Origin of the sequence: Candidatus Brevundimonas phytovorans, from assembly GCA_029203145.1 — a bacterium.
GTDB classification, from domain to species: domain Bacteria; phylum Pseudomonadota; class Alphaproteobacteria; order Caulobacterales; family Caulobacteraceae; genus Brevundimonas; species Brevundimonas phytovorans.
This window is the reverse complement of the sequence record CP119309.1, coordinates 830,280-850,844: the sequence shown is the minus strand read 5'-3', so window position 1 is coordinate 850,844 and position 20,565 is coordinate 830,280. Positions and strand designations below refer to the sequence as shown.

The following is a 20,565-nucleotide window of genomic DNA, read 5'->3' as shown; positions in this document are numbered from 1 at the left end:
AGTTTCCGATCAGCTGTTCTCCAGCTCCACGTTCAGGCCCAGCGAGCGCATTTCCTTGATGAGCACGTTGAAGCTCTCGGGAATGCCGGCCTCGAAGCTGTCGTCGCCGCGGACGATGGCCTCGTAGACCTTGGTGCGGCCAGCCACGTCGTCGGACTTCACCGTCAGCATTTCCTGCAGGGTGTAGGCGGCGCCGTAGGCTTCCAGAGCCCAGACCTCCATTTCCCCGAAGCGCTGTCCGCCGAACTGCGCCTTACCGCCCAGCGGCTGCTGGGTGACGAGCGAGTACGGGCCGATGGAGCGGGCGTGGATCTTGTCGTCGACCAGGTGGTGCAGCTTCAGCATGTAGACGTAGCCGACCGTGACCGGACGCTTGAACTGCTCGCCCGTCTGACCGTCGAACAGGATCGACTGGCCCGAACGATCCAGACCGGCCGATTCCAGCAGATCCTCGATGTCCGAAATGTGCGCGCCGTCGAAGACCGGGGTCGCGAAGGGCACGCCCTTGGCCAGGTTCTGCGCCAGCTCGATCAGGTCTTCGTCCGATTCCGGCAGCGGGGTGTCGGCGCCGTAGATTTCGGTCAGACGCGACACCAGGGCCTCGCGCATGCCGCCGTCCATCCACTGCTCCAGCAGACCCGTGATCTGCTTGCCGAGGCCGGCCGAAGCCCACCCCAGGTGGGTTTCGAAGATCTGACCGATGTTCATGCGCGAAGGCACGCCCAGCGGGTTCAGAACGATGTCGACGTGGGTGCCGTCGTCCAGGTGCGGCATGTCCTCGATCGGCAGGATCTTGGAGATGACGCCCTTGTTCCCGTGACGGCCGGCCATCTTGTCGCCCGGCTGAAGCTTGCGCTTCACGGCCACGAAGACCTTGACCATCTTCATGACGCCCGGCGGCAGTTCGTCGCCGCGCTGCAGCTTCTCGACCTTGTCTTCGAAGCGACGGTCGAGCGCCTTACGGGCGTCCTCGAACTGCTTCTTCATGGCCTCGAGCTCGCCCATCGCCTTCTCGTCGTCGAGGGCGATCTGCCACCACAGGCCCTTGGACACTTCGGCCAGCTTCTCTTCGGTCACTTCGCCGCGTCCCATGCCCTTCGGGCCCGAGACGGCGTCCTTGCCGAGCAGCAGCGGCTTCAGGCGGCCATAGACGTTGCGCTCAAGGATCTTGAGCTCATCGTCGCGGTCCTTGCCGAGGCGTTCGATTTCAGCGCGTTCGATGGCCACGGCGCGCTCGTCCTTGTCGACGCCGTGACGGTTGAAGACGCGCACGTCGACGACCGTGCCGGCGACGCCGGGCGGCAGACGCAGGCTGGTGTCGCGCACGTCCGAAGCCTTCTCGCCGAAGATGGCGCGCAGCAGCTTCTCTTCCGGCGTCATCGGGCTCTCGCCCTTCGGCGTGACCTTGCCGCACAGGATGTCGCCCGGCTGGACTTCGGCGCCGATGGCCACGATGCCCGCTTCGTCGAGGTTGCGCAGGGCTTCCTCGCCGACGTTGGGGATGTCGCGGGTGATTTCTTCCGGGCCCAACTTCGTATCACGCGCCATCACTTCGAACTCTTCGAGGTGGATGGAGGTGAAGATGTCGTCGCGCACGATGCGCTCGGAGATCAGGATGGAGTCTTCGAAGTTGTAGCCGTTCCACGGCATGTAGGCGACCAGGACGTTACGGCCCAGAGCCAGTTCGCCCAGGTCCGTCGACGGGCCGTCAGCGATGACGTCGCCGGCCTTCACCTCATCGCCCACGCGCACGATCGGGCGCTGGTTGATGCAGGTCGACTGGTTGGAGCGCTGGAACTTCGACAGGCGGTAGATGTCGACGCCCGAACGACCCGCGTCCACGTCGCCGGTGGCGCGCAGAACGATACGCGTGCCGTCGATCTGCTCGACCACGCCGTCACGACGGGCGATCACGACAGCGCCGGAGTCCACGGCCACGACCGCTTCCATGCCGGTGCCGACCAGCGGCGCGTCCGACTGCACCAGAGGCACGGCCTGACGTTGCATGTTGGCGCCCATCAGTGCGCGGTTGGCGTCATCGTTTTCAAGGAAGGGGATCAGGGCCGCAGCGACCGAAACGACCTGCTTCGGCGACACGTCCATCATGTCGACGTCGGCCTTGGTCAGCAGCTGGGATTCACCGTTGATCCGGCCGGGGACCAGATCCTCGACGATCTCGCCGTTGTTCAGTTCGATGTTGGACTGGGCGATAACGTGCTTCGCCTCTTCCATGGCCGAGATGTAGACCACCTCGTCCGTGGCCTTGCCGTCCTTCACGCGACGATAGGGGCTCTCGATGAAGCCGTACTTGTTGACGCGCGCGTGGGTGGCCAGCGAGTTGATCAGACCGATGTTCGGGCCTTCCGGCGTTTCGATCGGGCAGATGCGGCCATAGTGCGTCGGGTGAACGTCGCGGACTTCAAAGCCGGCGCGCTCACGGGTCAGACCGCCCGGGCCAAGCGCCGAAAGGCGACGCTTGTGGGTGATCTCCGACAGCGGGTTGGTCTGGTCCATGAACTGCGACAGCTGCGACGAGCCGAAGAATTCACGCACCGCAGCCGCGGCCGGCTTGGCGTTGATCAGGTCGTGCGGCATGACCGTGTCGATATCGACCGAGGACATGCGCTCCTTGATGGCGCGCTCCATGCGCAGCAGACCGACGCGGTACTGGTTTTCCAGCAGCTCGCCGACCGAACGCACGCGACGGTTGCCCAGGTTGTCGATGTCGTCGATCTCGCCGCGGCCGTCCTTCAGGCCGACCAGGATCTGCAGCACCTTCAGCACGTCGTCCTTTTGCAGGACGCGGATTTCGTCGGAAACCTCGGGGGTCTCCAGACGCATGTTCATCTTGACCCGGCCCACGGCCGACAGATCGTAGCGTTCGCTGTCGAAGAACAGCGAGTTGAACATGGCTTCGGCGGCTTCCGGGGTCGGCGGCTCGCCCGGACGCATGACGCGATAGATGTCGAACAGGGCGTCTTCACGGCCCGTGTTCTTGTCGATGCGCAGGGTATTGCGCATGTAGGCGCCGACCGTGACGTGGTCGATGTCCAGCACGTCGATGGTGGTGAAGCCGTGCTCTTCCAGCAGGGCGATCGACTCCGCATCCAGCTCGTCGCCGGCCTCGGCGTAGATCTCGCCGGTCTCATAGTTGACGGCGTCGGCGGCCAGATACTTGGTCAGCAGGGCGTCAGCCGCCAGCGACAGCGAGGTCAGACCGCCGTCAGCCAGCTTCTTGGCGGCGCGGGCGCTGATCTTCTGACCGGCCTGGGCGACCACTTCGCCGGTGTCGGCGTCGACCAGGTCGAATTCCGGCTTCACGCCGCGCCAGCGTTCCGGCTTGTAGGGCGTGACCCAGCCTTCGCCGCGCTTCTCGTAGGGGACGGTCTCGTAGAAGGTCTTGAGGATTTCCTCGCCGTCCATGCCCAGGGCCAGCAGGAAGCTGGTGGCCGGCAGTTTGCGACGACGGTCGATACGGACGAAGACCACGTCCTTGGCGTCGAACTCGAAGTCCAGCCACGAACCGCGGTAGGGAATGACGCGGGCGGCGAACAGCAGCTTGCCCGACGAGTGGGTCTTGCCCTTGTCGTGGTCGAAGAAGACGCCCGGCGAACGGTGCATCTGCGAGACGATCACGCGCTCGGTGCCGTTGACGATGAAGGTGCCCTTGTCCGTCATGAGCGGGATATCGCCCATGTAGACGTCCTGCTCCTTGATGTCCTTGACCGAACGGGCGCCCGTTTCTTCCTCGGTCTCAAAGACGATCAGGCGCAGCTTGACCTTCAGCGGCGCGGCATAGGTCATGTCGCGCTGAATGCATTCCTCGACGTCGTACTTGGGGTCCTCGAACTCGTAGGACACGTACTCCAGGACGGCGCGCTCGTTGAAGTCCTTGATCGGGAAGACCGACTTGAAGACCGCCTCGATGCCCTGCTCCTTGCGAATTCCGCTGCGCACTTCGCGCTGCAGGAACTGCTCGTAGGAAGCGCGCTGAACCTCGATCAGGTTCGGCATCTTCACCGCTTCGGGGATACGCCCGAACGAGTGACGAATGCGCTTCTTGCCGGTGAACGAGGTGGCGGAGGCGATCTTACCCAGGGCGAGACCGTCAGTGGAGTTTGCCATTCTGTTTTCCCAATCGCGAGCCGATAAAGACCCGACGTCAATGCAGCAGCCACGGCCCGCCAATCCGGCGATCCGTGACCATTAATTCTCGCGGCGCTCACCCTCGATCCGCTGGGGATCAGAGCGCCTGATATGCTCGCCCCTTGGGAAAGGGACGGCGCCTGCGCACCGGTCGGAGGGCGACAAACCGGGCTTGGGCGCTTTCGCGCGGGATTCATGGAATCTGCGGAGCGCGCATATATACGCGGATCGGCGGCGAAATAAAGGCCCCTGACGCAGTTTCAATCGGCGTGATAAGCGTGGGCGTATGAACCGCATCGCCCTGCCCGCGCTCGCCGCGTCCGCCCTCGCCCTGACCCTGTCGGCCTGCGCCTCGGCGCCCGCCACCATCGCCCAGGTCGTCCCCCAAGGCCCCGCCACCCAGGAAAACTGGGAGGTCGGCCAGGCCGCCTATCTGATGTGGAACGGCCAGCAGCGCGGCTGGACCACCACCCCGTCCGGCCTCCAGTACCGCCGCGTCGGCAAGGCCAACCCCAAGGGCGTCCAGCCGGTCGCCGCCGACACGGTCAAGGTCCACTATCGCGGGACCTTCATCGACGGCCGCGAGTTCGACAGCTCCTACTCGCGCAACGAACCGACCAGCTTCCCGCTGAACCGCGTCATCAAGGGCTGGACCGAAGGCGTCGCCCTGATGCGCACCGGCGAGACCTACGAATTCGTCATCCCCGCCGACCTCGCCTACGGCCCGCGCTGGATGGGCACGGAAATCCCCGCCAACTCCGTCCTGCGCTTCACCGTCGAACTGCTGGAAGTGACCCCGGCGAACTGATCCCCGCCAGATCCGGGGGTATCGTCACCCTCGGGCTTGTCCCGAGGGCCTATCGTTCTGCCGCACGCCTCGGGCCGTCATGACGACGGGCGCTTGCCGCGCATGCGTCGCTCTCGAAGCCGCCATAGACCCTCGGGACAAGCCCGAGGGTCGCCTTTCTCCGTCCAGCCCACACAATCGGGCCGCCCAATCCCTTGCCGCACAAGGGATCGACGCCCGTCGCGCCCCTTCTACGCGCCCTACCTGCCCCCGCCCCTATCCTTGCGGGCATGAGCATTCCCTCCGACACCCCGGCTCCGGCCCGCACCCGCCGCTCCAGCGAACTCTGGGCCCTGGTCCGCGCCGACTATCTGGCGGGCGGCAGCGCCCCCGAGGTGTGCGAGCGCCACGGCCTCAGCCTGTCGACCTTCCGCCACCGCGCCCGCGTCGAGGGCTGGCGTCGCGCCGATCAGGTTGAAACCCCGGTGGACGCGCCCTTTGTCTATGAGCGCGAATACGACCCCGGCGACTGGCGCAACTTCGCCGAGGAACTGGATCGCCCCGCCCCTGTCGAGGGCATGAGGCCGCCCGCCGCCTATCCGCACGCCTCGCCGCCCGGCTCCCCAAACGCTCACCCCGCCGACTACGAAGTCCACGACGGCTTCTGCGCCCGGCCGCCCCGCATCAGCCCCGCTGCGCCGCCCCATCCTGACTTCGACCTTCAGGGGCCGAGCGAGGTCCTGCTCGAAGCCTACGCCACCCCGACCGAACTGGCCGATGTCGCCTGGCTCAACGCCGAACAGGCCATCCGCGCCGGCCGCATGATCGAGGCGCGCGGCTGGACCCGCATCCATCGCGACCTCGCCGCGACCAGCCGCCCCTCCGCCGAAACCCGCGTCGCCCACGCCCGCGCCGACCTCCTGCGCGTCGAAAAGGAAAAGCGGAAGGAACGCGCCCGGCTGCAGGACCTGCAGCATCAGGTCGCCCTGGCCAAACAGGCGGCGGACGCGCCTTGAGCCATCCGCGACGGCCTCCCGGCCCATTGCACGAATTGCACTGTTTTTTTCGCTGCACGGTGCAATCCCGCCCTCCCTCGCTTGACGCCGGGGCTGTCACAATGTGGTCTGCGGCCCAGTTCGAGCCGCGTTGGGGCGGCCCTTGGGAATATCTGTCCATGAAGCGTTTCGCCCTGGCCGTCAGCGCCGCCGCCCTGCTGATCTCAATCGGCTCGCCTGCGCTCGCGCAGGTCGGCACGCCCGCCCTGCCCGTGGCGCTTGCGCCCATCCCGGCCCCGCGCGACGCGGCCTATCCCGGCGTCATCAGCCTCGACGTGGACGCCACCGACATCGACCGCCGCCTGGTTCAGGTGCGCCAGACCATTCCTGTCGCCCAGGCCGGGCCGATGGTCCTGCTCTATCCGCAATGGCTTCCGGGCAACCACAGCCCCGCCGGCCCCGTCGCCAACGTCGGCGGTCTGACCTTCACCGCCAATGGTCAGCGGCTGGAGTGGGTGCGCAACACCGCCAATCCCTGGGCCTATCAGATCGAGGTCCCCGCCGGCGTCAGCCAGATCGAGGTCGCCTTCCAGTGGCTGACCCCGATCGAGGGCAATCAGGGCCGCGTCGTCGTCACGCCCGAGATGCTGAACATCCAGTGGGAGAAGGCCCTGCTCTATCCGGCGGGCTACTACTCGCGCCAGATCACCTTCAAGCCGACGCTGAAGCTGCCCGCCGGCTGGAACTACGGCGCCGGTCTCGACACCGTCAGCTTCGAGAACGGTCTGGCGACCTTCGCCCCCATCACCCTCGACCACCTGGCCGACAGCCCCGTCTTCGCCGGCCAGCACTATCGCCAGATCGACCTGGATCCGGGCGGCCGCTCGCCCGTCCGCCTCAACGTCGTGGCCGACACCGCCAAGATGCTGGAAGCCTCCGACGAGCATATCCAGCTGCACCGCAACCTGGTGGCCCAGGCCGACCGCCTGTTCGGCGCCCGCCACTACAACCACTACGACTTCCTGCTGGCCGTGACCGACAAGCTGGGCGGCATCGGCCTGGAGCATCAGCGCTCCTCCGAGAACAGCGTCGATCCCAAATACTTCACCGACCGCGAAGGCACGCTCGCCGACCGCGACCTGCTCGGCCACGAATACACCCACAGCTGGAACGGCAAGTGGCGTCGCCCCGCCGACCAGATGACCCCCAACCTCAACGAGCCGCTGCAGAACTCCCTGCTCTGGGTCTATGAGGGCCAGACGCAGTACTGGGGCCTGGTCCTGACCGCCCGCGCCGGCCTGATGTCGAAGCAGCAGGCGCTGGACGTTCTGGCCATGACCGCCGCCAGCTTCCAGAACATCCCCGGCCGCCAGTGGCGCGCCATGCAGGACACCACCAACGACCCCATCATCAGCCAGCGCCGGCCGCAGCCCTGGGGCTCCTATCAGCGCAGCGAGGACTACTACCGCGAGGGCTCGCTGATCTGGCTGGACGCCGACACCCTGATCCGCGAGCAGACCGGCGGCAAGAAGTCGCTGGACGACTTCGCCAAGGCCTTCTTCGGAACCCAGGACGGCGACTGGAACCCCGCCCCCTACACCTTCGACACCGTCACCTCGACCCTGAACGGGGTCCAGGGCAACAACTGGGCTGCCTTCCTGCGCGAGCGCCTGGACGCGGTCGGCCCCAACTCGCGCGGCCCGCTGGACGGCATCGAGCGCGGCGGCTACCGCCTTGTTTTCAAAGAAGAACCTTCCGGTTACATGGACGCCCTCTACAAGGAGCTGGGCCGCAACGACTTCACCTATTCGCTCGGCTTCATGATGAACAAGGCGAACAAGATCACCTCGGTCGTCTGGGGCGGCCCGGCCTTCGAACAGGGCCTGACGTCCGGCTGGGAAGTGGTCGCCGTCGGCGGTCGCGCCGCCTCGGCCGACGCCCTCAAGGAGGCTGTCAGCGCCGCCAAGGGCTCCGCCGCCCCCATCGAGCTGATCCTCAGGAACGGCGACGTCTTCAAGACCGTCCGCTTCGACTACCACGACGGCCTGCGCTACCCCCATCTGGAGCGGATCGAGGGGACGCCCGACCGCCTGGGCGACATCCTGTCGCCTCGCCGTCGCTGACGCCGCCTGCCAAGCCTTACGCCTGATTACCTCTGAGTTCTGGATACCCGATGACCCGACGCCTGCCTGCCGCCGCCCTCGCCCTGTTGCTGACCTCGGTCGCCTCGACCGCCCTGGCTCATGCCCCGCAGGCCTGGACCGGCCCGCAGGCGCCGGCCGCGCCGACGCCTCAGAACACGCCCCTTGGCCTGCCCCGCGCCCTGCCGCCCATCCCGGCCCCGACCGCCGAGACCTACCCCGGCGTCATCAAGTATGAGGTCGACGCCACCGACGTGGAGCGCAAGATCGTCCGCGTCCGCCAGACCATCCCGGTCACGGCGGGCCCCCTGGTCCTGCTCTATCCCAAGTTCCTGCCCGGCAACCACGCCGCCACCGGCCCGATCCAGCTGATCTCGGGCGTGACCGTAACGAGCGGCGGGACCCGGATCGACTGGCTGCGCGACACCATCGACCCCTACGCCTTCCACGTGGACGTGCCCCAGGGCGTCAGCGAGATCGTGGTCGAGTTCCAGTGGCTGACCCAGCCCGACAACGCCACCTGGCGCGTGGTCATGACGCCGGAGATGGTCAACCTGCAGTGGGAGAAGGCCCTGCTCTATCCCGCCGGTTACCGTTCGACCGGCATCACCTTCGCCCCCTCGATCCGCCTGCCCGAGGGCTGGAAATACGGCGTGGCCCTGGACACCGAGCGCTATGAGAACGGCGTGGCGACCTTCCGCCCGACCGACCTCTACACCCTGATCGACAGCCCCCTGTTCGGCGGCGCCCATTTCCAGCGCATCGAGATCGACCCCAGGGGCGAGGCCGTCCACCTGAACATCGTCGGCGACGAGGCCAGGAACCTCGCCCCGACGCCAGAACAGATCGCCAAGTTCGAGAACCTGGTCGCCCAGACCGACCGCCTGTTCGGCGCCCGCCCCTATGACCGCTACGACTTCCTGGTCGCCGCCACGTCCAAGATGGGCGGCATCGGGCTGGAGCATCACCGCTCGTCCGAGAACAGCGTCACGCCCGACTTCTTCACCAACTGGGGCAAGGACCTCGGCGACATCGGCCTCCTGCCGCACGAGTTCGTCCATGCCTGGAACGGCAAGCGCCAGCGCCCCGCCGACGAACTGACCGCCAACCACAACATCCCGACCCAGAACACCCTGCTGTGGGTCTATGAGGGCCAGACGGAATACTGGGGCGACGTTCTGACCGCCCGCTCAGGTCTGGCCTCAAAGGAGGACATTCTGGCCAGCCTGGCCGACAACGCCGCCTTCTATGACAACCAGCCGGGCCGCGCATGGCGTCCGCTACAGGACGTCAACAACCACAACCTGCTCGGCTACCGCACCAGCAATCCCTATTCGTCGTGGATGCGCGGCACCGGCGACTACTACCGCGAAAGCCTGCTGATCTGGCTGGACGCCGACACCCTCATTCGTGAGGCGACCAACGGCAGGAAGTCGCTGGACGATTTCGCCAAGGGCTTCTTCGGCGGCGACGACGGCTCCTGGGCCCCGCGCGGCTACACCTTCGAGGACGTGGTCGCGGCCCTCAACGCCGTCCACCCCCACGACTGGGCGACCTTCCTGCGCACCCGCCTAGACGCCAATGGCCCCGACGCCAAGGCCCCGCTGGACGGTCTGGCCCGCGGCGGCTACCGCCTGACCTATACCGACAGCCTGACCGCCGGAGAGAAGCGCATCCAGTCCGGCTGGGCCACGGACTTCCAGTATTCACTGGGCTTCACCCTGTCCTCGTCGAACAAGCTGACCGGCATCCGCTGGGGCGGCCGCGCCTTCGAGGCCGACATCGGTCCGGGCTGGGAACTGGTCGCCGTCAACGACCGCGCCGCCTCGGCCGAGGTCCTGCGCGACGCCGTCACCGCCGCCAAGGGCACGGACAGGCCGATCTCGCTCCTGCTCAAGAACGGCGACCGCTACCGCACCGTGGCCTTCGACTACCACGACGGCCTGCGCTATCCGCGCCTGGAACGCATCCCCGGGACGCCCGACCGCATCGGCGACATCCTCAGCCCCCGTCGCCGCTAGGCCACGCTAGAAACAGAAACGGCCCGGGATCGCTCCCGGGCCGTTTTCGTATGAGCCTCGCTTAGGCCTTCAGCAGCTTCAGCAGGGCTTCGGCGGCTTCCCGCGACGAGCCCGGGTTCTGCCCCGTAACCAACGTCCCGTCCGTCAGGACATAGGAACTCCAGTCGGCGCCCTTGCTGTAGCGCCCGCCGTTGGCGGCCAGCATGTCTTCCACCAGGAAGGGCACGACTTCGGTCAGGCCCACAGCCTCTTCCTCGCTGTTGGTGAAGCCGGTGACGGCCCGGCCCTTGACCAGCGGCTCGCCGTCCGCGCCTTTCACGTCCTTCAGCACGCCCGGCGCATGGCAGACGAAGCCCGTCGGCTTCCTCGCAGCGGCGAAGGCTTCAATCAGGCTGATGGACACGGGGTCATTGGCCAGATCCCACAGCGGGCCGTGACCGCCGGGGTAAAAGACGGCGTCGAAATCCTCAGCCTTCACATCGACCAGTTTGACCGTGTTCGCCAGAGCAGCCTGCGCCTCCGCGTCGGCCTTGAAGCGGCGGGTGTCGTCGGTCTGGGCGTCCTCGGCGTCGCTCTTGGGGTCCAGCGGCGGCTGCCCGCCCTTGGGCGAGGCGATGACGATCTCGGCCCCGGCGTCCTTCAGGGCGTAATAGGGAGCGGCGAACTCTTCCAGCCAGAAGCCGGTCTTGTGGCCGGTGTCGCCGAGTTGGTCGTGGGAGGTCAGGACCATCAGGATCTTCATGGGGGGCATCCTTGTGTGAGGGGTTCAGATGGTCCCGCCCTCCCCGTCCCGCCAGTCTCGCGCAAAAGAAAACGGGCCGGAGGTTTCCCTCCGACCCGTTCCTTGAAGTCTGAGCCTCGGCCCGAGGGCCGAAACGCAAAATCCGATCTTACTTGATCTGGATCTTGGCGCCGGCTTCTTCGAGCTTCTTCTTCAGCTCTTCAGCGACTTGCTTCGAGACGTTCTCGACGACGTTCTGCGGAGCGCCTTCGACCAGGTCCTTGGCTTCCTTCAGACCCAGGTCCGTACGGACGCCGCGGACTTCCTTGATCACGTTGATCTTCTTGTCGCCGCCGTCGATCAGGACAACGGTGAACTCGGTTTGCTCTTCAGCAGCTTCAGCCGGAGCAGCAGCGCCGCCAGCAGCAGCAACGGCGACCGGTGCGGCAGCCGAAACGCCCCACTTGTCTTCCAGCAGCTTCGACAGTTCAGCGGCTTCCAGGACGGTCAGAGCCGACAGTTCTTCAACGATCTTGGCGAGATCAGCCATTTTAGTCTTCCTTCGGTAGGATGAGGTTCAGAGAGATATGCAGAGATGACGAGGCTTAGGCGGCGTCTTTGGTCGCGTAGGCGTTGAAGACGCGAGCCAGTTGGCCGGCGGGTGCTTGCAGAACGCCAGCGACCTTGGTCGCCGGGGCTTGCAGCAGGCCGATCAGCTTGCCACGCAGTTGGTCCAGCGACGGCAGCTTGGACAGGGCGTCGACGCCCGCGGCGTCCAGCACCTTGTCGCCCATGAAGCCGCCGAGGAGCTTGAACTTGTCGTTGCCCTTGGCGAATTCAGCCGCGACCTTCGCAGCAGTGACGGGGTCGGCTGCATAAGCAATACCCACGGGACCCTTGAACAGGTCGTGGTACTCGCTGCCTTCCTCGACGCCCAGCGCCTTGAGCGCCAGACGGTTTTTCACCACCTTGAACGCGCCGCCTTCTTTACGAAGGCGACCACGCAGGTCTTCCATCTCCGCAACGGTCAGACCCAGGTTGTGGGTCACGACCACGGCGCCCGCGTCGGCGAACACGCTCTTCAGCGATTCGATCGACTCGGCTTTTTGTGCGCGGTCCATTGCGGTCTCCAGTTTTGGTATTCGCCGCCGGGCTAATTCCCGACGACGGATTTGGCTATCGCGCCGCGCATTGCTGCACAGCGTTCAGGCCGGTCTTATTGTCCGAAGGAAGCGTGGCCAGTCCTGCCGAGAACGGCTGAACGAAGGTCTTTGCATCCCCATCTCCCCACGGCGCCAGAGGGCTCTCTGGACGATTATGACGCGGGTGGCCCCCACGTCCCGAAGTTCTCGGACAGGATCCGTCTCGGCCGAAGCCTTGACGAGAAGCCGCGCTCTATACACGGCCTGAGGCTGAAATCAACGGCGCCGAGGGATTTAGGGACGAAAAGCCCGGATCAGTTGCGCCAGGTCATCCTCATGCACCGCATCCGCCGCCTCGCCCTGGGGCATCCAGCGGCGATCGCGTTGCAGGTCTTCGGGCCAGGCGCCCAACTGGATCAGGACCTCCAGCGGATAGACGGCCACCACGCAGGTCTGAACCGCCCCCGACTTCAGCCGCTTGCCATAGCGGAAATGGCCGATGGGAGTCTCCAGCGTCTCGCCCTGGACGCCGGCCTCCTCATAGGCTTCCTGAGCCGCCGCCTGGGGGTCGGTCTTGCCGACCATGCGGCCGCCCTTGGGAATGACCCAGCGGCGCGTCTCGCGCGAGGTGATCATCATCACCTCCACGCCGTTCTCACCCTCACGCCAGGGCAGAGCCGCGACCTGGCGGGTCACGGAGGTTTCGGTTCTGGCCGGGGCGGTCATCAGGTCAGGAACAGGCCGCCGAGGAAGTAGAAGACGGCGCCGATGGCCGCAGCCGCCGGCATGGTGATGAACCAGGCGGTGACGATGCTGCGGGCGATGCTCCAGCGGACGGCCGAGACCCGCTTGGCCGCGCCAACGCCGATGATGGCGCCGGTGATGGTGTGGGTCGTCGATACCGGGATGCCCAGGCTGGTCGCCGCGAACAGGGTGATGGCCCCGCCCGTCTCGGCGCAGAAGCCCTGCTGCGGGCTCAGGCGCGTGATGCGCGAGCCCATGGTGTGGACGATCTTCCAGCCGCCGAACAGGGTGCCCAGGGCGATGGCCGCCTGACAGGTGATGACCACCCAGAAGGGCACATGGAACTCGCCGCCCAACATGCCGCGCGAATAGAGCAGGATAGCGATGATCCCCATGGTCTTCTGCGCGTCATTGCCGCCGTGCCCCAGGGAATAGGCCGAGGCCGACAGGAACTGCAGACCTCGGAATATCCGGTCGGCAAAGGCGGGGTTGGCCCTGGCGAACAGCCAGGACACGATCAGCACCAGCAAGAGGGCCAGCAGGAAGCCGATGGCCGGCGACATGAAGATGGCGCCGACCGTCTTCAGCACCCCGGCGATGACCACGGCGCTGGTTCCCGCCTTGGCGACGCCCGCGCCCAGCAGGCCGCCGACCAGGGCGTGCGAGCTAGAAGAGGGAATCCCGGCGATCCAGGTGATCACGTTCCAGCAGATCGCCCCCATCAGGGCGCCGAAGATGACCTGATCCGAGATGACGTCGGGTGAAATGATTCCCCGCCCGATCGTGTCCGCCACGTGCAGGCCGAAGAAGAGGAAGGCGATGAAGTTGAAGAAGGCCGCCCAGCCGACCGCATAGATCGGCGGCAGGACCCGCGTGGCGACGATGGTGGCGATGGAGTTGGCCGCGTCGTGCAGGCCGTTCAGGAAGTCGAACAGCAGGGCGACGCCGATCAGGAAGACCAGGATCAGGAGGGCGTGATCCATCGGACCCTACAGGTGCTCGACCAGGACGCCGTTGATGCGGTTGGCCACATCCTCGAAGCGGTCGATGATCTTCTCGAGGTGGTCATAGACCTCGCCGCCGATGATGAACCACAGCGTGTTGCCGCCGGTCATGTCGTGGCGGTGCAGGGCGTAGAGCGCCTTCATCCCCTCGTCGTAGAGGGTGTCGCTCTGGCTTTCGAGCACGGCGATCTGTTCGGTCAGGACGTTCAGACGCTCATGGTTCTTGCGCATGGCCGGCAGGAGGGAGACAGCCTCGACCGTCAGAGCGCCGCACTGGACGGCGATGTCGGCCAGTTCGCGCATCTTGGGGGCGAACTCGCGCATTTCGTACAGGGTGACGACCTTGGCCGTCTTCTGCATCTGGTCGATCGTGTCGTCCAGCGAGTCGGTCAGGCCGCGAATGTCCGAGCGGTCAAACGGGGTGATGAAGCTGCGGCGCACCGCGAACATGACCTCGCGCGCGATGTCGTCGGCCTCATGCTCGTGGTCGACGATCTTCTGGCACCATTCAGGCGTGGCCTCGCCGCCGTCCATCATCCCGCGAAGGGCCTCAGCGCCCTTCACCAGGGTCGCGGCATGGGCGTCGAACAGGCGGAAGAAGTTGTCTTCCTTGGGCAGCAGCGCCTGGAACCAGCTCAGCATCAGTCGTCTCCGAAAGGGCCGCGCGAAGCGACTGCGCCCCAAGACCGGAATTACCCCCCCGCCGTCAAGTCGTCCGAACACGGAAATCAGGCTTTCCCACAATCCCGGTTGACGCCCAGAGCGGCACTGCAACATTACGTGTGATTCATGTTTGCGGCGAAATTGAGAGACGCATGACCAACCATAACCCTGCGCAGGAACACCTCCTGATCCAGGCCGGTCAGGCGCTGGCCCGTCGCGATCCCCATCAGGCTCTGATGCTGCTGGACCGGGCCGACGCCCTAGGACGGACCCACAACGCCACGCTGAACCGCGCGGTGGCGCTTCGTCTGCTCGGAAACTTCCAGGCCTCGTTAGCCGTTCTGGACGAGGCCCTAGACATGAAGCCCTATGATTTTACGGCCCTGCTGGCCAAGGGCGCCATGCTGGAAAAGGTCAACCAGCCCAAGGCGGCGGTGGACGCCTATCGGAACGCCTTGAAAATAGCGCCGCCGCGCGCCCACTGTCCGCCCGCCGTCATGACGCAGATGGATTACGCGGCGCGGATGGTCGATCAGTACGCACGGGCGTTGGGCGATTTTATGCGGCAGCGCCTTGCGGGTCTGCGCGCCGATGTCGGCGAGGCGGCGCTGGATCGGTTTGACGAGGGCCTGGAGATTTATGCCGGTCTTATCCAGCCGCCGAAACAGCAGCCCCTGTTGCTCAACTATCCGCGGCTCCCCGCCATACCCTTCTACGACCGCAGCTTGTTTCCCTGGCTTCCGCAGTTGGAGGCTGCCACCGCGGTCATCCAGGACGAACTGACCGGCCTCCTCGACACCGCCTCTGACGAGTTCGCGCCCTACATCGCCTACCCCAAGGGAGCGCCCGTCAATCAGTGGGCGGAGTTGAATCACTCGCGCAAATGGAGCTCGTTTTTTCTGTGGCGCGACGGGCAGCGGCAGGACGCCGCCTGCGATCGCTGCCCCCGTACCGCCGCCCTGCTAGAAAGCCTGCCGATGGCCGACCAGGAGGGTTTCGCCCCAACCGCAATCTTTTCGGCGCTGGAGGGCCGGACCCACATTCCGGCGCATACAGGATCATCGAACGTCCGGCTGCTGGTCCACCTACCGATCACCCTGCCCGGGCCCGCACGCTTCCGCGTCGGCAACACCGTCAGGTCTTGGGAGATGGGCAAGGCCTGGGTCTTTGACGACACCATCGAGCATGAAGCATGGAACGACGCCGACGACCTGCGCGTCATCCTGATCTTCGATGTCTGGAACCCCTATCTGGACGACAAGGAAAAAATCCTCATCACCGAGATGATGAAGGCCCAGCGCGACTTCCTAGCCATCTAGGCGGCGTAGGCCAGCAGAGGCCCCCAGCCGCGTCAGGCGCGGCGGGTCAGGCCCCGAGAAAAAGGCCCCGGAGATCGCTCTCCGGGGCCTTGCTCATTTTCAACTCGAAGCTCGAGATTAAGCCAGCGAAGCCGGATCGATCTTGAAGCCCGGGCCCATCGTCGACGACAGGGTGATACGCTTGACGTACGTCCCCTTGGCGCCGGCCGGCTTGGCCTTGTTCAGGGCGTCCACGTAAGCCTTGACGTTGGCTTCCAGGGCGGCCTGGTCGAAGGAGGCCTTGCCGATGCCGCCGTGGGCGATACCAGCTTTTTCGACGCGGAACTCAACGGCGCCGCTCTTGGCGTCCTTGACGGCTTGCGCCACGTTCGGGGTCACGGTGCCGACCTTCGGGTTCGGCATCAGGCCGCGCGGGCCCAGCACCTTACCGAGGCGACCGACCAGAGCCATCATGTCCGGCGACGCGATGACGCGGTCGAAGTCCATGAAGCCGCCAGCGATCTTTTCGTACAGATCTTCTGCGCCCACGATGTCGGCGCCGGCAGCCGTGGCTTCAGCAGCCTTGGCGTCCTTGGCGAAGACGGCGACGCGAACGTCGCGGCCCGTGCCCGACGGCAGGTTCACAACGCCACGGACCTGTTGGTCGGCGTGACGCGGGTCAACGCCCAGGTTGACGGCGATTTCGATCGACTCGTCGAACTTGGCCTTGGCGTTGTCCTTGACGAGCTTGATGGCGTCCGAGAACGACAGCAGGTCCTGGGTGACGCCGGTACGGGCTTTCTGAGCCTTGGTTTGCTTAGCCATGGATTAGCCCTCCACCACTTCGATGCCGATCGCGCGGGCCGAGCCTTCGATGATGCGCATGGCAGCGTCGATGTCGTTGGCGTTCAGGTCTTTCATCTTCGCTTCGGCGATCTCGCGCACTTGCGCTTGCGTGACCTTGCCGGCGAGTTCGCGGCCGACGAGCTTGGAGCCCGACTTAATGCCAGCGGCCTGCTTCAGGTAGAAGGTGGCCGGCGGGGTCTTGGTGATGAAGGTGAAGGACTTGTCCTGATAGACCGTGATCACGGTCGGCAGGGGCGTACCCTTGGCCACCTTCTCGGTGCGTGCGTTGAACTCCTTGCAGAAGCCCATGATGTTCACGCCGCGCTGACCCAGAGCCGGGCCGATCGGGGGCGAAGGCGTGGCCGAACCGGCCGCAACTTGCAGTTTGATATAGCCGAGAATCTTCTTGGCCATTGGTCTCTCCTATGGATGACCCCGACAGAAACTGAGGGGACCGGTGAGCCGTGGTGCGGCATGGCTGCCTCCCACGGATTTGCCGCCGGACGACTCGAAGGTCCTCTGGCGGAGGCGCGCATGTAGCAGGCAGGCCCTGGAAAGGCAAACCGGAGGGCGGCATTGCACTGCAAGGCGAAAAAAAACAGTGCAATTGGTGCAATCGCCGGCAGAGGAAACCGCCCACGCCGCCGCCTGCCGCAGAGAGAGGGCTGCGGCAGCGAGGACCGGATCGGAGGGGCGGCCTGGCTCCCCCCGCAGATCCTGGCGAAGGCCGGCAGCCGAAACCGCATGGCCCGCGCCTGAGCGGCGGCGATGGAGGAAGATGGGGCGGTGAACGATGTCGATGACCATGCCGCGCAGTCTAGTCCTGGCCGGACCTGGGGCGCGCCAACGGCGTCGAGATCCGGGCAATCCCGGAAATTTACAGGGTTTGGGACGCGGGATTAGGCACAACGGGCGGCGGATCGCGTGAGCCGGGTCGCGGCGGCGCTGCCTCCGACGACGAGAAGGGTGCGGCCCAAACGCAAAACGGCGGCCCGTAGGCCGCCGCTGCACGTCGTTCAGGCGATGATCGAAGCGATCAGCCGGCGGTCTTTTCGACCTGGTTGTATTCCAGATCCACCGGGGTCGGGCGGCCGAAGATGGAGACGGCCACGCGCAGGCGGGCGTTGTCTTCGTCGACGCTCTCGACCTGACCGTCGAAGCTGGCGAACGGACCGTCGATGACCTTGACGGTTTCGCCGATGTCGAAGCGGATGGTGGGCTTCGGACGCTCGACGCCCTCTTCCACGGCGCCGATGATGTTCTGAACTTCACGTTCAGAGACCGGCAGGGGCTTGGTGCCGCCCGCCGCGCCCAGGAAGCCCGTGACCTTGGGCGTGTTCTTGACCAGGTGGTAGGCGTTGTCGGTCATCTCCATCTTCACCAGCACATAGCCGGGGAAGAATTTGCGTTCCGAGTTCACCTTGCGGCCACGACGGATTTCGACGACTTCCTCGGTCGGAACCAGGATTTCGGAGAAGGCGTCTTCCAGGCCCTGCTGCTTCGCCTGCTCGCGCAGTTGCTCCGCGACCTTCTTTTCGAAGTTCGAGTAGGCGTTGACGATATACCATTTGTGGCGGGGATTGGCCGCCGGCTTGGGCGCTGCATCAGTCATGTGCGCGTCTCCTTTATTGGCCAAGGCCGAGAATGAAGCGGGACGCAAAGCCGAGACCCGTATCGACGATCCAGAAGAAGGCCGAGGCGACCAGAACCATGATGAAGACCATCACGGACGTGATCCACGTCTCCTTGCGGCTGGGCCAGACGATCTTGCGAGCTTCAGCGCGAACCTGGCTGAAGAACTGGGCAGGGGTCGTTTTCTTCTTGGGTGCAGGCGCGTCAACGGCGACCGTGGCGGCGCCGGATGCGGCGGCTGCGGTCTGGTTTCCCACGGTGCGGCGACCGCCGGGGGTCTTCGCCTTGGCCATATGACGTCTCTTCTACCTCTGGAACCTGTCGCCTCACATGGGAACTCCCAAGCGACCGCGACAGGGGGAATGGCAGGAGCGGAGGGACTCGAACCCACGACCCTCGGTTTTGGAGACCGATGCTCTACCAGCTGAGCTACACTCCTAGTGTCCCGGACAAAGATCAATGCGCCGTGAGCAAGCTCGACGGCGCTAACCTCGCCAGAGGGGGGCATATGCCTGACGGCCGAGGGCATTTCAAGGGGCGTTTCACGATAACCACCGATAGATGCGCAGGTTTGTTCAGAACAGCCGCGCCACCGCGCTCGGCGCGTAGCTGACGCCCTGCACGACGCGTTCGGGATCGCCGATCGAGAAGGCCTGAGCGCGGCTGCGGCCGTCGATCACGGCGACCGCCTCGACCTGTTCGGGAATCACCTTGACCACCGCCACCGCATCGCCGCCAGGGGCCCAGGGGCTGATTTCCGGCGAGCGCTTGATGATCAGGTCGTTGAGGCGCTGGACCTCGTCGCCGTCCGTCACCTCTTCCGCCCGGCCGTCGATGGACAGGCCGACCGCCTCCCCTTCCCCGGCCACGCCGCGCACGGCCACCCCCACGCGCGGGTCGGCGGCGAGGTTGCGCAGCTTCTCGCTGTCGCGGGCGGTGACGAAATAGAGGTTCAGGCCGTCGTTCAGATAGCCGAGGGTGCTGGCCTGGGGCCGGCCGTCGGCGCGGTTGGTCGCCAGGGTCATCAGCCGCTGGCCGTCGAGCAGCTTGAGGATGGCGGCGACCGCCGCGCCGTGGATGGGGATCACGCTGGAGGCGGATGCTGCGGTCATGGCTGAACTCCTTGGCTGAGAGAACCTGCGGCGGGGCGGCAGGGTTCACCTTGACACAGATCAAGGCGACGGGACCCCAGGGGCGCGAAATGGTCGCATGACCGAGTCACGCCTCATGCCAGACGCGCCGCGCCTGGACATCGTTCCGCTGACCGAGGCCGAGGCGCCCGCCGAGTTCGCCCTGGCCCGGCTGTGGCGACCCGATCTTGAGCCTGACCAGTGGCGGACCTTTCTGCGGGACTGGCGCGCGGCCCCGGACAGCCGCGGCATCCTGAGCGCGCGCAGCCAGCGCGGCGGGGTGCTGGGCTTCGTCAGCTGGTGGCGGCAGCCCGATCTGGAATACGGCGAGACCCTGTGGGCCGGGCCGTTCGTGGTGCGCGAGATGGGGGTGCGGCCCCTGGTGCGGCAAAGCCTGGCGGTCGAGCTGACAGCGCTGGCGCATCGGCTGGGCGCCAAGCTGCGCTACGCCGACGCCCAAGGCTAGGACAGCCTGCCCTATTTCGCCCGTGACGCCCGTTCAGCTAGACTGCGGCCGAACGCTGGAGTCGACCGATGCACGCCCCTAACGCCGCCTTGGCCGAGAACGCCGACGTCCGCCTGGAAGACGTGCACCCCTGCTCGACCTGCGGGGCGCGTCCGCTGGGGGTCTGCGCCGACCTGAAGGGGCACGAGTTGCAGAACATGGCCTGCGCCAGCGAGACGGTGACGGCCCAGCCGGGACAGGCCCTGTTCCATGAGGGTGATCCCAACCCCTTCGTCTTCAACGTCGTGGACGGGGCGGTGAAGCTGTATCGTCTGCTGCCCGACGGCCGGCGCCAGATCACCGGCTTCCTGTTCCAGGGCGACTTTCTGGGGTTGGGCGGGCGCGGGCCGTCCAGCTTCACCGCCGAGGCCCTGACGCCGCTCAGCGCCTGCCGCTTCCGGCGCGGCGACTTCGACCAGTTGCTGAACGCCCTGCCCGCGCTGGAGCATCGGCTGGTGGCCATGGCGGGCGACGAGCTGATGGCGGCGCAGGAGCAGATCGTTCTGCTGGGCCGCAAGACGGCGCGCGAGCGCATCGCCAGCTTCCTGACCCGCCTGTCGGCGCGGCAGGTGCAGCTGGGGGGCGCCGAAGGCCGGGTCCACCTGCCGATGACCCGTCTGGACATCGCCGACTATCTGGGCCTGACGATCGAGACGGTCAGCCGGGTCTTCACCCAGTTCAAGACCTCGGGCCTGATCCAGCTGCTGCCCAACAACGCCGTGGCCCTGCCCGATCCCGAGGCCTTGAAAGCATTGGGCGAAGGCGCGGCCTGAATCAGAGGGGCGTAGGG

Annotated in this window: 19 protein-coding genes and 1 tRNA gene; 7 read left to right on the top strand and 13 right to left on the bottom strand. The window is 66.0% G+C overall.

Going from position 1 to position 20,565, the window contains the following annotated elements; genetic code table 11:
- Positions 1-9 precede the first annotated feature (9 nt).
- A complete protein-coding gene (gene rpoB / locus P0Y52_04040; protein WEK58709.1) occupies positions 10-4,125 on the bottom strand; it encodes a DNA-directed RNA polymerase subunit beta in 4,116 nt (1,371 codons plus the stop codon).
- A gap of 307 nt (positions 4,126-4,432) precedes the next feature.
- On the opposite strand from rpoB, the gene P0Y52_04035 reads away from it, so the two are divergent.
- From P0Y52_04035 to P0Y52_04020, 4 genes are all read left to right on the top strand, one after another.
- Positions 4,433-4,954, top strand: coding sequence for an FKBP-type peptidyl-prolyl cis-trans isomerase (locus P0Y52_04035; protein ID WEK58708.1), 522 nt, complete (start codon positions 4,433-4,435; stop codon positions 4,952-4,954).
- Positions 4,955-5,223: 269 nt separating this feature from the next.
- Positions 5,224-5,949, top strand: coding sequence for a hypothetical protein (locus P0Y52_04030; protein ID WEK58707.1), 726 nt, complete (start codon positions 5,224-5,226; stop codon positions 5,947-5,949).
- A gap of 158 nt (positions 5,950-6,107) precedes the next feature.
- Positions 6,108-8,051, top strand: coding sequence for a peptidase M61 (locus P0Y52_04025; protein ID WEK58706.1), 1,944 nt, complete (start codon positions 6,108-6,110; stop codon positions 8,049-8,051).
- A gap of 50 nt (positions 8,052-8,101) precedes the next feature.
- Positions 8,102-10,090 (top strand): peptidase M61, encoded by a 1,989-nt coding sequence (locus P0Y52_04020; GenBank protein ID WEK58705.1) that lies wholly within the window; start codon positions 8,102-8,104, stop codon positions 10,088-10,090.
- A 61-nt stretch (positions 10,091-10,151) separates the two neighbouring features.
- On the opposite strand, the gene P0Y52_04015 is transcribed toward P0Y52_04020, so the two are convergent.
- The 6 genes from P0Y52_04015 to P0Y52_03990 form a co-directional block, all read right to left on the bottom strand.
- Entirely contained in the window at positions 10,152-10,832 is a 681-nt protein-coding gene (locus P0Y52_04015) for a type 1 glutamine amidotransferase domain-containing protein (protein WEK58704.1), read from the bottom strand.
- 148 nt (positions 10,833-10,980) lie between these two features.
- Complete coding sequence (gene rplL, locus P0Y52_04010) at positions 10,981-11,361, bottom strand: 50S ribosomal protein L7/L12 (GenBank protein ID WEK58703.1); 381 nt, start codon at positions 11,359-11,361, stop codon at positions 10,981-10,983.
- Positions 11,362-11,416: 55 nt separating this feature from the next.
- Positions 11,417-11,932 carry a 50S ribosomal protein L10 gene (rplJ, locus tag P0Y52_04005; GenBank protein ID WEK58702.1) on the bottom strand — a complete coding sequence of 172 codons (516 nt, stop codon included), beginning with the start codon at positions 11,930-11,932 and terminating at the stop codon, positions 11,417-11,419.
- Positions 11,933-12,247: 315 nt separating this feature from the next.
- A complete protein-coding gene (locus P0Y52_04000; protein ID WEK58701.1) occupies positions 12,248-12,649 on the bottom strand; it encodes an NUDIX hydrolase in 402 nt (133 codons plus the stop codon).
- Between the two features lie 29 nt (positions 12,650-12,678).
- Entirely contained in the window at positions 12,679-13,680 is a 1,002-nt protein-coding gene (locus P0Y52_03995; protein ID WEK58700.1) for an inorganic phosphate transporter, read from the bottom strand.
- Positions 13,681-13,686: 6 nt separating this feature from the next.
- Positions 13,687-14,343, bottom strand: coding sequence for a DUF47 domain-containing protein (locus P0Y52_03990; protein ID WEK58699.1), 657 nt, complete (start codon positions 14,341-14,343; stop codon positions 13,687-13,689).
- A 173-nt stretch (positions 14,344-14,516) separates the two neighbouring features.
- Here P0Y52_03990 and P0Y52_03985 point away from each other — a divergent pair, with 173 nt between their 5' ends.
- Positions 14,517-15,683 carry an aspartyl/asparaginyl beta-hydroxylase domain-containing protein gene (locus P0Y52_03985; protein WEK58698.1) on the top strand — a complete coding sequence of 389 codons (1,167 nt, stop codon included), beginning with the start codon at positions 14,517-14,519 and terminating at the stop codon, positions 15,681-15,683.
- Between the two features lie 117 nt (positions 15,684-15,800).
- Here the strand turns inward: P0Y52_03985 and rplA are convergent, their stop codons facing one another.
- The 6 genes from rplA to P0Y52_03955 form a co-directional block, all read right to left on the bottom strand.
- On the bottom strand, positions 15,801-16,487 hold the full coding sequence (rplA, locus tag P0Y52_03980) for a 50S ribosomal protein L1 (GenBank protein ID WEK58697.1): 687 nt from the start codon (positions 16,485-16,487) through the stop codon (positions 15,801-15,803).
- A 3-nt stretch (positions 16,488-16,490) separates the two neighbouring features.
- Positions 16,491-16,922, bottom strand: a complete 432-nt coding sequence (gene rplK, locus P0Y52_03975) for a 50S ribosomal protein L11 (protein WEK58696.1) — start codon at positions 16,920-16,922, stop codon at positions 16,491-16,493.
- A gap of 622 nt (positions 16,923-17,544) precedes the next feature.
- Complete coding sequence (gene nusG, locus P0Y52_03970; protein WEK58695.1) at positions 17,545-18,120, bottom strand: transcription termination/antitermination protein NusG; 576 nt, start codon at positions 18,118-18,120, stop codon at positions 17,545-17,547.
- Between the two features lie 13 nt (positions 18,121-18,133).
- Entirely contained in the window at positions 18,134-18,433 is a 300-nt protein-coding gene (secE, locus tag P0Y52_03965) for a preprotein translocase subunit SecE (protein ID WEK58694.1), read from the bottom strand.
- Positions 18,434-18,503: 70 nt separating this feature from the next.
- Positions 18,504-18,579, bottom strand: a tRNA-Trp gene (locus P0Y52_03960).
- Between the two features lie 136 nt (positions 18,580-18,715).
- Positions 18,716-19,252 carry a nitroreductase/quinone reductase family protein gene (locus P0Y52_03955; protein WEK58693.1) on the bottom strand — a complete coding sequence of 179 codons (537 nt, stop codon included), beginning with the start codon at positions 19,250-19,252 and terminating at the stop codon, positions 18,716-18,718.
- Positions 19,253-19,349: 97 nt separating this feature from the next.
- Here P0Y52_03955 and P0Y52_03950 point away from each other — a divergent pair, with 97 nt between their 5' ends.
- Positions 19,350-19,736, top strand: coding sequence for a hypothetical protein (locus P0Y52_03950; GenBank protein WEK58692.1), 387 nt, complete (start codon positions 19,350-19,352; stop codon positions 19,734-19,736).
- Positions 19,737-19,804: 68 nt separating this feature from the next.
- Entirely contained in the window at positions 19,805-20,548 is a 744-nt protein-coding gene (locus P0Y52_03945; protein WEK58691.1) for a helix-turn-helix domain-containing protein, read from the top strand.
- The last annotated feature ends 17 nt before the right edge of the window (positions 20,549-20,565 follow it).